Genomic DNA, 13,012 nt, shown 5'->3' on the forward strand with positions numbered 1-13,012 from the left:
AGGAATCATCATGCCGAGCATAGACGCCCTCGCCGATCGCTTATCGACCTACCTCGGCAACGACCAGGTCAACCTGGTCCGCCGAGCGTATTTCTACGCCGAACAAGCCCATGACGGTCAGCGCCGTCGCAGCGGCGAGGCGTACGTCACGCATCCTCTTGCCGTGGCCAATATTCTTGCCGACATGCACATGGACCATCAAAGCCTGATGGCGGCGATGCTGCATGACGTGATCGAAGACACCGGTATCGCCAAAGAAGCGCTGCAAGCGCAGTTCGGTGAAACCGTGGCCGAACTGGTCGACGGGGTCAGCAAACTGACCCAGATGAATTTCGAGACCAAAGCCGAAGCACAGGCCGAAAACTTCCAGAAAATGGCCATGGCCATGGCGCGCGACATTCGCGTGATCCTGGTCAAGCTCGCCGACCGCCTGCACAACATGCGCACGCTGGAAGTGCTGTCCGGCGAAAAGCGCCGGCGCATCGCCAAGGAAACCCTCGAAATCTATGCACCCATCGCCAACCGGCTGGGCATGCACGCCATTCGCATCGAATTCGAAGACCTCGGCTTCAAGGCCATGCACCCGATGCGTTCCGCGCGGATCTACCAGGCGGTCAAACGCGCCCGGGGCAACCGCAAGGAAATCGTCAACAAGATCGAAGAATCCCTTGGTCATTGCCTCGCGATCGACGGCATCCAGGGCGAAGTCAGCGGTCGCCAGAAACACCTTTACGGCATCTACAAGAAAATGCGCGGCAAGCGTCGGGCCTTCAACGAGATCATGGACGTCTACGCGTTCCGGATCATCGTCGACAAGGTCGATACCTGCTACCGCGTGCTAGGCGCTGTACACAATTTGTACAAACCGTTGCCGGGTCGCTTCAAGGATTACATCGCGATCCCCAAGGCCAACGGCTATCAGTCTCTGCATACCACGCTGTTCGGCATGCATGGCGTACCGATCGAAATCCAGATCCGCACCCGCGAAATGGAAGAGATGGCCAACAACGGCATCGCCGCCCATTGGCTGTACAAATCCAGCGGTGACGAGCAGCCGAAAGGCACCCATGCCCGCGCCCGCCAGTGGGTCAAGGGTGTGCTGGAAATGCAGCAACGTGCCGGCAACTCGCTGGAATTCATCGAGAGCGTGAAGATCGACCTGTTCCCGGACGAGGTCTACGTGTTCACGCCCAAAGGCCGGATCATGGAGCTGCCGAAAGGCTCCACGGCGGTCGACTTTGCCTACGCGGTACACACCGACGTCGGCAACAGCTGCATCGCCTGCCGGATCAACCGGCGTCTCGCGCCGCTGTCCGAACCGCTGCAAAGCGGCTCCACGGTCGAGATCGTCAGTGCTCCGGGCGCACGGCCAAACCCGGCGTGGCTGAATTTCGTCGTCACCGGCAAGGCGCGCACGCACATCCGTCATGCGCTGAAGCTGCAACGCCGCTCCGAATCGATCAGCCTCGGCGAACGCCTGCTGAACAAGGTGCTCAACGGTTTCGACAGTTCGCTGGAGAAAATCCCGGCCGAACGCGTCAAGGCGATGCTCACTGAATACCGCCTCGAACTGATTGAAGACCTGCTTGAAGACATCGGCCTGGGCAACCGGATGGCCTATGTGGTCGCCCGCCGCCTGCTCGGCGAAGGCGAACAGTTGCCGAGCCCGGAAGGCCCGCTGGCGATTCGCGGCACCGAAGGCTTGGTGCTCAGCTACGCCAAGTGCTGCACGCCGATTCCGGGCGACCCGATTGTCGGGCACCTGTCGGCGGGCAAAGGCATGGTCGTGCACCTGGACAACTGCCGCAACATCAGCGAAATCAGGCACAACCCGGAAAAATGCATCCAGCTCTCGTGGGCCAAGGATGTCACCGGCGAATTCAACGTCGAGCTGCGCGTCGAACTGGAACACCAGCGCGGCCTGATCGCCCTACTGGCCAGCAGCGTCAACGCGGCCGACGGCAATATCGAGAAAATCAGCATGGACGAACGCGATGGTCGCATCAGCGTCGTGCAACTGGTGGTCAGCGTCCACGACCGTGTGCACCTGGCCCGCGTGATCAAGAAGCTGCGCGCCTTGACCGGGGTAATCCGCATTACCCGCATGCGCGCATAACTCACACCTAACAAGGAGTCATACATGACCAAGACTGTTATCACCAGCGACAAGGCCCCGGCTGCCATCGGCACCTACTCCCAGGCAATCAAGGCTGGCAACACCGTCTACATGTCGGGCCAGATTCCTCTGGACCCAAAAACCATGGAACTGGTTGAAGGCTTCGAAGCCCAGACCGTTCAAGTGTTCGAGAACCTTAAAGCCGTGGCCGAAGCTGCCGGCGGTTCGTTCAAGGACATCGTCAAACTGAACATCTTCCTCACCGACCTGAGCCACTTCGCCAAGGTCAACGAGATCATGGGCAAGTACTTCGACCAGCCGTACCCGGCTCGCGCCGCCATCGGCGTAGCTGCCCTGCCAAAGGGTTCGCAGGTTGAAATGGATGCCATTCTGGTCATCGAGTGATGCGCGCGGCGCGGCCTTCAAATGCCGCGCCGACTGCTCAGCAAGACAAGGTTTTGAAAGGATTCCACCATGCGCAAAGCGCTAGCTCTCCCGCTGCTCGCCATTTTCCTCGGCGGCTGCGCCAGCAACCCTGCCGACCGTGACATCAGCGGCACCTGGATCAATCAGGTGGCGATCGATGCCGCAGCCAAGGGCGGCCCCCTGCGCGAAGCGCTTCAGGCTTACGGCCCGAACCTGGAGTGGGACGTCAACACCAAGGCCAGTCAGGCCCGCTACACCAACGGTTTTGAGAACGTAGAAGGACGGCTGCTGGGCGAACAATCCGGCACCTGGAAGGTCGACTTCTATGGCAGCTCCGCCAGTGAGCTGAAACGTGATGGCAGCCAACTGCAGCAGGCCGCCAGCGATAACGAACCCGAACAGCACTTCGACCGCGCACAGATTCCCGCGCCGGAAGGCGCGCCGATAGGTGCCAGTTTCGAACGTGCCCTGTATTTCGCCTACATGGGCGGCAACTGGACAATCGCCAATGGCCAGGGTGAAGGCGCCACCGTGCAGTTCCAGGCTGACGGCCAAGTGTCCGGCCTGCCTGGCGCCGACCGTTATGCCTTGTGCCTGGCGGGCGATTGCGCGTCGATGAGCAGCACCAACGACAACATGTGGTTGCAGCTCAACGGCCAGGGCAATGCCTACATCTTTGCGCGCAAGGGCAAGGAACTGGAGATTTTCCAGGCCGTGAACACGGCGCTGGCAGATGAGATGCCGCAGTACACGCCGGGCGAGCGCAAGTGGTTGCTGGAGAAGCAGTAACTCGCCTCTGAAACCACTGAAGATCAAATGTGGGAGCGAGCCTGCTCGCGAAAGCGGTGTGTCAGCCAAAGCAATGTTGTCTGACACACCGATTCGCGAGCAGGCTCGCTCCCACAGTAGTTTTTGGGGTGTCAGAGAGTCAGCATTTACCTTCTAGGATCGCGGCGTAGCCTTCACGGTAGCTTGGGTACTTCGGCTCCCAGCCCAATGCTTTCGCCCGCGCATTGCTGCAACGCTTGCTGCCTGTGCGACGCACGCTGGCATCATCAGCCCACTCGGTCACGCCCAGATACTCACGCAACCAGGCCACCACTTCGGCCAGCGGTGCCGGAGCATCGTCGACGCCGATGTAGAACTGATCCAGCTTCACGCCACGACGGTCCGCTTCGAGCAGAAACGCCAACAACCCCGCCGCGTCATCAGCGTGTATGCGATTGCCATACAGCGGCGGATCGACCGCCACTCGATAACCGCGACGCACTTGAGTCAGCAGCCACTCGCGGCCCGGGCCATAAATGCCGGTCAGGCGCAGAACGCTGGCCGGAATGCCGCTATTAATCGCCACTTGTTCGGCTTCGAGCATCAAACGACCTGAGTAACCTGTAGCGACGGTCTCGGAAGTCTCATCCACCCATCCGCCGTCCTGTTGTCCATACACACTGCTGCTGGACACGAAGATCAGCCGCTCCGGCACCTGCCCGTAGTCTTCCAGCCAGCTCAGCACATTCTGCAAACCCTGCACGTAAGCCGCGCGATAACCGGCCTCATCGTGGTCGGTGGCAGCCGCGCAGTACACCAGGTAATCCACCGCCCCCACCGGCCAGGTCGCCGGACACTCTTCGTTGAACAGGTCGCCGACAACGCCGATCACCCCGTCAGGCAGCTTCGAAACGTCCCGGCGCAGACCGTGAACTTCCCAGCCAGCCGCCAGCAACTGCGTGGCCAGACGACTGCCGACATCACCACAACCGGCAATCAAAACAGAAGGCGCAGACATCAAAAAACTCCCATCGCAAAGGCATAGACTAGCGCCGGCAAAGGACGAGCGGCTAGCAATCAAGGAAAAAAAGATACTCTATTACTTTTGTTAACAAGAATTACTTGCAATAATGCCTGCCACTTTTGTTCTCGGCCTTACGAGGCCTGGAAGAGCATCAACGTTTTTCTATCTCAGGTCCGGCCAGCATGACACGTAATCAAATCCCCGCTTCGCCAACCACTCGACCTCGCGCCTGGAGCGCGGTGGCAGCTCTGCTGCTCAGCCTGATGCTGGCACCGACTGCCGCTTTCTCCGATGCACAAGCGCCCGCGACACCAGCAGCCACTGAGCAGAGCGTACCTGCTGCCGCACCAGCCGCCCCGGCCGCTACCGATCCGGTACAAGCTGTAGATGCTGCTGACGTGCCGGAAGTTCTCGAAGCCGACAACAGCCTGGGCATGGCCCACGACCTGTCGCCTTGGGGCATGTACCAGAACGCCGACATCATCGTGAAAATCGTGATGATCGGTCTGGCCATCGCTTCGATCATCACCTGGACCATCTGGATCGCCAAAGGCTTCGAGCTGATGGGTGCCAAGCGTCGTCTGCGTGGCGAAATCGCTGCCCTGAAAAAAGCCACCACCCTTAAAGAGGCCAGCGCGACGGCGGGCAAGGAAGGCACCCTCGCCAACCTGCTGGTGCACGACGCGCTCGAAGAGATGCGCCTGTCGGTCAACAGCCGCGAGAAGGAAGGCATCAAGGAACGCGTCAGCTTCCGTCTCGAGCGCCTCGTGGCAGCTTGCGGTCGCAACATGAGCAGCGGCACCGGCGTACTTGCCACCATCGGCTCCACCGCACCGTTCGTCGGTCTGTTCGGTACCGTGTGGGGCATCATGAACTCCTTCATCGGTATCGCCAAAACCCAGACCACCAACCTTGCCGTGGTAGCACCGGGTATCGCTGAAGCGCTGCTGGCCACCGCACTGGGTCTGGTTGCTGCGATTCCAGCCGTGGTGATCTACAACGTGTTCGCCCGCTCCATCGCCGGTTACAAGGCACAGGTTTCCGATGCATCGGCCGAAGTGCTGCTGCTGGTCAGCCGTGATCTGGACCACCAGCCTGAGCGCAGCTCGCAGCCGCACATGGTCAAAGTGGGGTAATCGGCCATGGGCCTGCATTTGAAAGAAGGCGCAGACGACGATCTGGCCGAGAACCACGAAATCAACGTCACTCCGTTCATCGACGTGATGTTGGTGCTGTTGATCATCTTCATGGTGGCGGCTCCATTGGCCACCGTGGACATCAAAGTCGACCTGCCTGCCTCGACCGCCAAACCGGCGCCGCGGCCAGAGAAACCGGTGTTCCTCAGCGTCAAGGCTGATCAACGCCTGTACATCGGCGAAGACGAAGTGAAGCCGGAAACCCTCGGCGCCTTCCTCGACGCCAAGACTCAGGGCAAGAAAGACACCACCATCTTCTTCCAGGCCGACAAGGGCGTGGATTACGGCGACCTGATGAGCGTGATGGATAAACTGCGCGCCGCCGGTTACCTGAAGGTCGGTCTGGTCGGACTTGAGACGGCAGCCAAAAAATGATCACAACGCGCCATAAGCTGACGCGTTACAGCGGTAGCCTGGCGGTGGTGCTGGGCGTTCATGCGCTGGCCATCGCGCTGGCGCTGAACTGGACCGCTCGCCCGCCCATCGAATTGCCACCGCAGGCAATGATGGTCGAGCTGGCCCCGGTTCCGGCCCCGCCACCGCCTGCTCCGCCGAAAGTCGTCACACCGCCGCAGCCACCGGCTCCGGTTGAAGAGTTGCCGATCCCGAAACTGGCCGAAGCACCGAAAGCTGAAATTGCGGTGCCCAAACCAAAACCGAAGCCAAAGCCTAAACCGCCGAAGCCTGTCGAGAAGAAGCAGCCTGATCCGCCGAAGGAGAAACCTTCCGAGGAGAAACCGGCCGACACCCAACCGACTCAGGCACCGACGGAGAAATCCGCCCAGCCTGCGCCAGGCCCTTCGCCTGCCCAGATGGCTGCCAAAGCCAGTTGGCAAGGCACCCTGCTCGCGCATTTGGCCAAGTACAAAAAGTACCCGGCCAGTGCTCAGGCACGGGGCAAGGAAGGCTTGAACCGTCTGCGCTTCGTGGTCGATGCTGAAGGTAATGTGTTGTCTTTCGAACTGGTGGGCCGCTCCGGCAACGCCGATCTGGACCGGGCTACCCTGGAAATGATCCGCCGCGCGCAACCGCTGCCCAAGCCACCGGCCGACATGTTGACCAATGGCTCGATCGAAATTGTTGCGCCGTTTGTGTACTCCCTCGAACGCCGCCGTTAACGCAGTCTGTAGGAGCTGAGCTTGCTCGCGAAAGCGATGTGTCAGAGAACGATGTACTGACTGACACGCCGCCTTCGCGAGCAAGCTCTGCTCCTACAAGGTTTGCGCAAAGCCAAAAAGGCACCGAAAGGTGCCTTTTGCGTATCTGCGCACTGCAAACCTACATTGCCCGGTGTCGCATTTCTCACTCAGTCTGATAACGTGCGTCTATCGATTGCAGCCGGTATGCTTGGCCCGCATCTTCATGGACGCTTGCTATGACTCTCACAGAATTACGCTACATCGTTACCCTCGCCCAAGAGCAGCATTTCGGCCACGCCGCCGAGCGTTGCCACGTCAGCCAGCCGACCCTGTCGGTGGGCGTGAAAAAGCTTGAAGACGAACTCGGTGTGCTGATTTTCGAGCGCAGCAAGAGCGCCGTGCGCCTGACTCCGGTTGGCGAAGGTATCGTCGCCCAGGCGCAGAAAGTGCTGGAGCAGGCTCAGGGCATCCGCGAACTGGCCCAGGCCGGCAAGAACCAGCTGACCGCGCCGCTGAAAGTCGGCGCGATCTACACGGTCGGCCCGTACCTGTTCCCGCACCTGATTCCACAACTGCACCGGGTCGCCCCGCAGATGCCGTTGTACATCGAAGAAAACTTTACCCACGTGCTGCGCGACAAACTGCGCAACGGCGAGCTCGACGCGATCATCATCGCCCTGCCGTTCAACGAAGCCGACGTGCTGACCCTGCAACTCTACGACGAGCCGTTCTACGTCTTGATGCCGGCTCAACACCCGTGGACGCAAAAGGAAACCATCGACGCCGGCCTGCTCAACGACAAGAGCCTGCTGCTGCTCGGCGAAGGTCACTGCTTCCGCGATCAGGTGCTGGAAGCCTGCCCGACCCTGACCAAAGGCAACGACGGCGCCAAGCACACCACGGTCGAATCCAGCTCGCTGGAAACCATTCGCCACATGGTCGCGTCGGGGCTGGGTATTTCGATCCTGCCGCTGTCGGCAGTCGACAGCCACCACTACGCCCCGGGCGTGATCGAAGTGCGCCCTTTGTCGCCACCGGTACCGTTTCGCACCGTGGCCATTGCCTGGCGCGCGAGTTTCCCACGGCCGAAAGCCATCGAGATCCTCGCCGACTCCATTCGCCTGTGTTCGGTGGCCAAGCCAGCGGCACCGGTTACGGCCGGTTAAGCGAGCGTCATGACTGAGCTGTCGCAAGTGTCGGTGACGGCACTCAAGGGTGTCGGTGAAGCCATGGCCGAGAAATTGGCCAAGGTCGGTCTGGAGAACCTCCAGGACGTGCTGTTTCACCTGCCGCTGCGTTATCAGGATCGCACCCGCGTGGTGCCGATCGGGCATTTGCGACCGGGACAGGATGCCGTGGTCGAAGGCACCGTCAGCGGCGCCGATGTGGTCATGGGCCGCCGTCGCAGCCTCGTCGTGCGTTTGCAGGACGGCACCGGCGGCCTCAGCCTGCGCTTCTACCATTTCAGCAACGCGCAAAAAGAAGGCCTCAAGCGCGGCACGCGGATTCGCTGCTACGGCGAAGCGCGGCCCGGCGCGTCAGGACTGGAAATCTACCACCCGGAATATCGCGCCATCACCGGCGACGAGCCGCCGCCAGTGGATGAAACCCTGACGCCGGTTTACCCGCTCACCGAAGGCCTGACCCAAGCGCGCCTGCGCCAGTTGTGCATGCAAACGCTGACGATGCTCAAGCCCGACACCCTGCCCGACTGGTTGCCGACCGAGCTCGCCCGCGACTATCAACTGGCGCCACTGGCCGATGCAATCCGCTACCTGCACAACCCGCCCGCCGATGCCGACGTCGATGAACTCGCCCTCGGCCATCACTGGGCGCAACATCGCCTCGCTTTCGAAGAGCTGCTGACCCATCAACTGTCTCAACAGCGTTTGCGCGAAAGCATGCGTTCGCTGCGCGCGCCAGCGATGCCGAAAGCGAAAAAGCTGCCACCGAAATATCTCGCCAATCTCGGTTTCAGCCCGACTGGCGCGCAACAGCGCGTCGGCAACGAAATAGCCTACGACCTCAGCCAGCATGAACCCATGCTGCGGCTGATTCAGGGCGACGTGGGCGCCGGTAAAACCGTGGTCGCCGCCCTCGCCGCGCTGCAAGCGCTGGAGGCTGGCTATCAGGTCGCGCTGATGGCGCCGACCGAGATTCTCGCCGAACAACACTTCATCACCTTCAAGCGCTGGCTCGAACCGCTGGGCATTGAAGTGGCGTGGCTGGCCGGCAAGCTCAAGGGCAAGAATCGTGTCGCGGCGTTAGAGCAGATCGCCAGCGGTACGCCGATGGTGGTCGGCACTCACGCGCTGTTTCAGGACGAAGTGCAGTTCAAGAATCTCGCACTGGTGATCATCGACGAACAACACCGTTTCGGCGTGCAGCAACGTCTCGCGTTGCGGCAGAAAGGTGTTGGCGGGCGCATGTGTCCGCATCAACTGATCATGACCGCCACGCCGATTCCACGCACCCTGGCGATGAGCGCCTACGCCGACCTCGACACCTCGATCCTCGACGAATTACCGCCCGGTCGAACCCCGGTCAACACCGTGCTGGTCACCGACACCCGCCGCGTCGAAGTCATCGAGCGGGTACGCGGCGCTTGCGCCGAAGGGCGTCAGGCCTATTGGGTGTGCACGCTGATTGAAGAATCGGAAGAGCTGACTTGCCAGGCTGCTGAAACCACGTTTGAAGACCTCACCCTCGCCCTCGGCGAGTTGAAAGTCGGGCTGATTCACGGGCGCATGAAACCCGTCGAGAAAGCCGCCGTGATGGCCGAGTTCAAGGCCGGCAACCTGCAACTGCTGGTCGCCACCACGGTGATCGAAGTCGGCGTCGACGTGCCCAACGCCAGCCTGATGATCATCGAAAACCCCGAGCGCCTCGGCCTCGCACAACTGCACCAGTTGCGTGGCCGCGTCGGTCGAGGCAGCGCCGCCAGCCATTGCGTGCTGCTCTACCATCCGCCGCTGTCGCAGATCGGTCGTCAGCGTCTGGGCATCATGCGCGAGACCAACGACGGTTTCGTCATTGCCGAAAAAGACCTCGAACTGCGCGGCCCCGGCGAAATGCTCGGCACCCGCCAGACCGGCCTGCTGCAATTCAAAGTCGCCGACCTGATGCGCGATGCCGACTTGTTGCCCGCCGTACGCGACGCCGCGCAAGCCCTGCTGGAACGCTGGCCGACCCACGTCAGCCCTTTGCTCGACCGCTGGCTGCGGCACGGGCAGCAATATGGCCAAGTGTGAGCACCGTCGCAGTTTCTGACAGCTCGTTCCGACAGAGCTGGTTATACTCCTGCCATTGTTTCAAAAACGGATACACACCATGACTGACGCAGCTCTCGCCCCCGAATCCTTGCACGCGCCGTCGGTAATTCGGCTGTTGCTCGGCAAGCTGGGTATCGCCTACGAAGAAGTGCTCGACCATCACGGCCTCAATGCCTCGCGCAAGGTACAAGCCGTATTGCTCGACGACGCCGTGGGCGCGCTGATGGTGCTGTTTCCACAGAGCCAATTGCTCGACCTCAATCGCCTCGCCGAATTGACTGGCCGGCGTTTGACTGCGGTGTCCACCGAGCGTCTGGAAAAGATGCTCGGCAAACACAGCCTGAGCCTGTTGCCGGGCCTGCCGGCGCTGACCAGTTCGCCGTGCCTGTACGAAGAAAGCCTGCTGCGCGAACCGAAGCTGCTGATCAACTCCGGCGAGCCGGGCCTGCTGCTGGAAATCGCCAGCGAAGACTTCAAGACCATGCTGACCAAGGCCAGCGCCGCCAACTTCGGCGAAGCCCTGAGCAGCATTCGCCCCAACCTCGACCGCCCGGACGATGACCGCGAGGAAATCACCCAGGCCGTGCAAGCGTTCACCGCGCGACGCATCCAGCAGCGCCTGGAAGCGACCATCGAGATTCCGCCGCTGGCCGAAACCGCGCAAAAAATCATCAAGCTGCGCGTTGACCCTAATGCCACCATCGACGACATCACCGGCGTGGTCGAAACCGACCCGGCGCTGGCCGCACAAGTGGTGAGCTGGGCGGCGTCGCCGTACTACGCCTCGCCGGGCAAGATTCGATCGGTGGAAGACGCCATCGTCCGCGTGCTCGGCTTCGATCTGGTGATCAACCTGGCGCTGGGCCTGGCCCTCGGCAAGACGCTGAGCCTGCCCAAAGATCACCCGCAACACACCACGCCCTACTGGCAGCAGTCGATCTACACCGCCGCTGTCATCGAGGGCCTGACCCGCGCCATGCCGCGCGCCCAGCGCCCGGAAGCCGGCCTGACCTACCTCGCCGGTCTGCTGCACAACTTCGGTTATCTGCTGCTGGCCCACGTCTTTCCGCCGCACTTCTCGCTGATCTGCCGCCACCTGGAGGTCAACCCGCACCTGTGCCACAGCTACATCGAGCAACACCTGCTCGGTATCAGCCGTGAACAGATCGGCTCGTGGCTGATGCGCTACTGGGACATGCCGGACGAGCTGGCCACCGCCCTGCGCTTCCAGCACGACCCAAGCTACGACGGCGCCTACGCCGAATACCCGAATCTCGTCTGCCTGGCCGTGCGCCTGCTGCGCGGTCGCGGGATTGGCTCGGGGCCGGATGAAGACATCCCCGACGCCCTGCTCGAACGCGTCGGCCTGAGCCGCGAAAAAGCCAACGACGTCGTCAGCAAAGTCCTCGAAGCCGAAGTCCTGCTGCGTGAGCTGGCCTCACAGTTCAGCCAGGCCTGAATGCATCGCGGGCAAGCCACACTCCTGTAGGAGCAAGGCTTGCCCGCGATGAATTCCCCCCGATTTACCTGACTCACAAAAAAACCTGTTGTGAAGGGATTTAGCGAGACGTCGCACCGCCCCGTTCGGCTGCGTAGCAGTCGCAAACCCAGCCAACAATGTGTTTCAGAAAAACCGAGGTCTCAGGTTTTGGGGCCGCTTCGCAGCCCAGCGGGGCGGTGCGACGTTTCGCTAAATCCCCTCGCCACAACAGTTCTTCTACTCAGGCCCTTCTACTTCTCAAGCCTTCGGCTTGGCCTTGCGCGGTTTCAGATACTTGGTCAGCCCTTGAAACCAGATCACCAGCGCCGGGTTGCCCTTGATCTGGATCGACTTGTCCTGAATCCCCTGCATGAACGCCAATTGCTTGTTCTTCGCCTGCATCGTGGCAAACCCATACGCCGCATCTTTGAAGGCAATCGCAAACGCCGGCTCCGCGACCACGCCGGTCTTGCTGGTGATGCGCTGGTTCTTCACCACGAAATGCCGCGCCACTTTGCCGTCCAGGGTCTGTAGCTGAAACACCAGATCCTTGTCGCCCAACTGCTGCTGGAACGCAGGATTTTTCCGACTGGCCTTACCCATCAACAGACCCAGCATCCACAGGAGAAAACGAAATTTCATGCGCACAGCCTCAAAAGGAAAATGAACGGCGGGGGCAGTGTAAGGGATTCGGACAATAACGCCACTATCCGCCACTGTTGGAAGAGGATGCAGACCATTTCCCGCACGATGACCACCAAGTCACGATACAAAGTCCAGCCACCGACCATTCCTACACCTTAAGAATCACATTCATGTAGGAGCTGCCGAAGGCTGCGATCTTTTGATCTTCCGCCCCGCACATCTATGGGAAATTTCCTGCAAACCGCGGGGCTGTCCATGAACTAGGCGAGCAGGTGCGATGTGGATAGGCTTTGTGTGTCACCGCAAAATCGGTGACTCGGACGTGCAAGTCCGGTTCAGGTGCACAATCACTGATGGCATTCCGCTGAGCGTTTTCCTATGCTCGCGGATCGTTATGGCGGCTGTGCGTCGGAGACCTTAGGGTCTGCCGGGTACCTGGACCGGTCTTGCACACCAACGCACAGCTGCCACCTCTTTCGAAGTGCAAAGCGAAACGATGGCAGTCTCTTAACTCCAGGAAACTGCGCCATGATCAAACCAACACCCAATCCCCCCGAAACCCCGGATATCTCGCCCTACGAATCGCTGGAATCAAAGAAATTCCACGAAGCCGCCGAGCGCGCCCTCGACCACCATTTCAAACCGCCCCTCGAACCGCAACCCAAACGCGAAACCGGCCTCTTCAGCCTCTCCCCCGGCACCGACGCAGAAGCCCTCATGGCCAACGCCTCCGAAGACCTCCTGTCCATCAGCGTCATCGCCTCCGACCTCGCCGACGACCTCCACGGCTCACGCCGCTCGGTAGCGCTGGCCCTGAGCAGAATGGCGGACGGAGTGAGACTGATGGTGGAAGGCACGCTCGACCACATCGAAATACGGCGCGCGGCGATCAAGCCGTAGCGAGAGGTTTGGATGAAAAAAGGGGACGGTAAGTCCCCTTTTCTGA

General features: G+C 61.0%; 12 protein-coding genes. 10 read left to right on the top strand and 2 right to left on the bottom strand.

Annotated features, from left to right (window positions below; translation table 11 throughout):
* Positions 1-10: 10 nt before the first annotated feature.
* The 3 genes from spoT (at position 11) to JFT81_RS23035 (ending at position 3,331) form a co-directional block, all read left to right on the top strand.
* Positions 11-2,116 carry a bifunctional GTP diphosphokinase/guanosine-3',5'-bis pyrophosphate 3'-pyrophosphohydrolase gene (spoT, locus tag JFT81_RS23025; RefSeq protein WP_007920338.1) on the top strand — a complete coding sequence of 702 codons (2,106 nt, stop codon included), beginning with the start codon at positions 11-13 and terminating at the stop codon, positions 2,114-2,116.
* Between the two features lie 24 nt (positions 2,117-2,140).
* The gene (locus JFT81_RS23030) at positions 2,141-2,521 is read left to right on the top strand and encodes a RidA family protein (RefSeq protein ID WP_003229509.1); all 381 of its coding nucleotides are present in this window, start codon (positions 2,141-2,143) and stop codon (positions 2,519-2,521) included.
* Between the two features lie 69 nt (positions 2,522-2,590).
* Positions 2,591-3,331 (top strand): hypothetical protein, encoded by a 741-nt coding sequence (locus JFT81_RS23035; protein WP_201229280.1) that lies wholly within the window; start codon positions 2,591-2,593, stop codon positions 3,329-3,331.
* A gap of 139 nt (positions 3,332-3,470) precedes the next feature.
* On the opposite strand, the gene JFT81_RS23040 is transcribed toward JFT81_RS23035, so the two are convergent.
* The gene (locus JFT81_RS23040; protein WP_201229281.1) at positions 3,471-4,328 is read right to left on the bottom strand and encodes an SDR family oxidoreductase; all 858 of its coding nucleotides are present in this window, start codon (positions 4,326-4,328) and stop codon (positions 3,471-3,473) included.
* Between the two features lie 188 nt (positions 4,329-4,516).
* Between JFT81_RS23040 and exbB the strand changes: the two genes are divergently transcribed.
* From exbB to JFT81_RS23070, 6 genes are all read left to right on the top strand, one after another.
* Positions 4,517-5,470 (top strand): tonB-system energizer ExbB, encoded by a 954-nt coding sequence (gene exbB, locus JFT81_RS23045; RefSeq protein WP_201229282.1) that lies wholly within the window; start codon positions 4,517-4,519, stop codon positions 5,468-5,470.
* Positions 5,471-5,476: 6 nt separating this feature from the next.
* A complete protein-coding gene (exbD, locus tag JFT81_RS23050) occupies positions 5,477-5,905 on the top strand; it encodes a TonB system transport protein ExbD (protein WP_201149356.1) in 429 nt (142 codons plus the stop codon).
* A complete protein-coding gene (locus tag JFT81_RS23055; RefSeq protein ID WP_201229283.1) occupies positions 5,902-6,648 on the top strand; it encodes an energy transducer TonB in 747 nt (248 codons plus the stop codon). Before exbD ends, JFT81_RS23055 begins: the two co-directional genes overlap by 4 nt.
* Positions 6,649-6,905: 257 nt before the next feature.
* On the top strand, positions 6,906-7,835 hold the full coding sequence (locus JFT81_RS23060) for a hydrogen peroxide-inducible genes activator (protein ID WP_201229284.1): 930 nt from the start codon (positions 6,906-6,908) through the stop codon (positions 7,833-7,835).
* Between the two features lie 9 nt (positions 7,836-7,844).
* A complete protein-coding gene (recG, locus tag JFT81_RS23065) occupies positions 7,845-9,920 on the top strand; it encodes an ATP-dependent DNA helicase RecG (protein WP_201229285.1) in 2,076 nt (691 codons plus the stop codon).
* A gap of 79 nt (positions 9,921-9,999) precedes the next feature.
* Entirely contained in the window at positions 10,000-11,400 is a 1,401-nt protein-coding gene (locus JFT81_RS23070; protein WP_201229286.1) for an aminoacyl-tRNA deacylase and HDOD domain-containing protein, read from the top strand.
* Between the two features lie 279 nt (positions 11,401-11,679).
* Here the strand turns inward: JFT81_RS23070 and JFT81_RS23075 are convergent, their stop codons facing one another.
* On the bottom strand, positions 11,680-12,063 hold the full coding sequence (locus JFT81_RS23075; protein WP_201229287.1) for a helicase: 384 nt from the start codon (positions 12,061-12,063) through the stop codon (positions 11,680-11,682).
* A gap of 531 nt (positions 12,064-12,594) precedes the next feature.
* Here JFT81_RS23075 and JFT81_RS23080 point away from each other — a divergent pair.
* Entirely contained in the window at positions 12,595-12,966 is a 372-nt protein-coding gene (locus tag JFT81_RS23080) for a DUF6124 family protein (RefSeq protein ID WP_201229289.1), read from the top strand.
* Positions 12,967-13,012 lie beyond the last annotated feature (46 nt).

Origin of the sequence: Pseudomonas sp. TH43 (assembly GCF_016650635.1) — a bacterium.
Taxonomy (GTDB): Bacteria; Pseudomonadota; Gammaproteobacteria; order Pseudomonadales; family Pseudomonadaceae; genus Aquipseudomonas.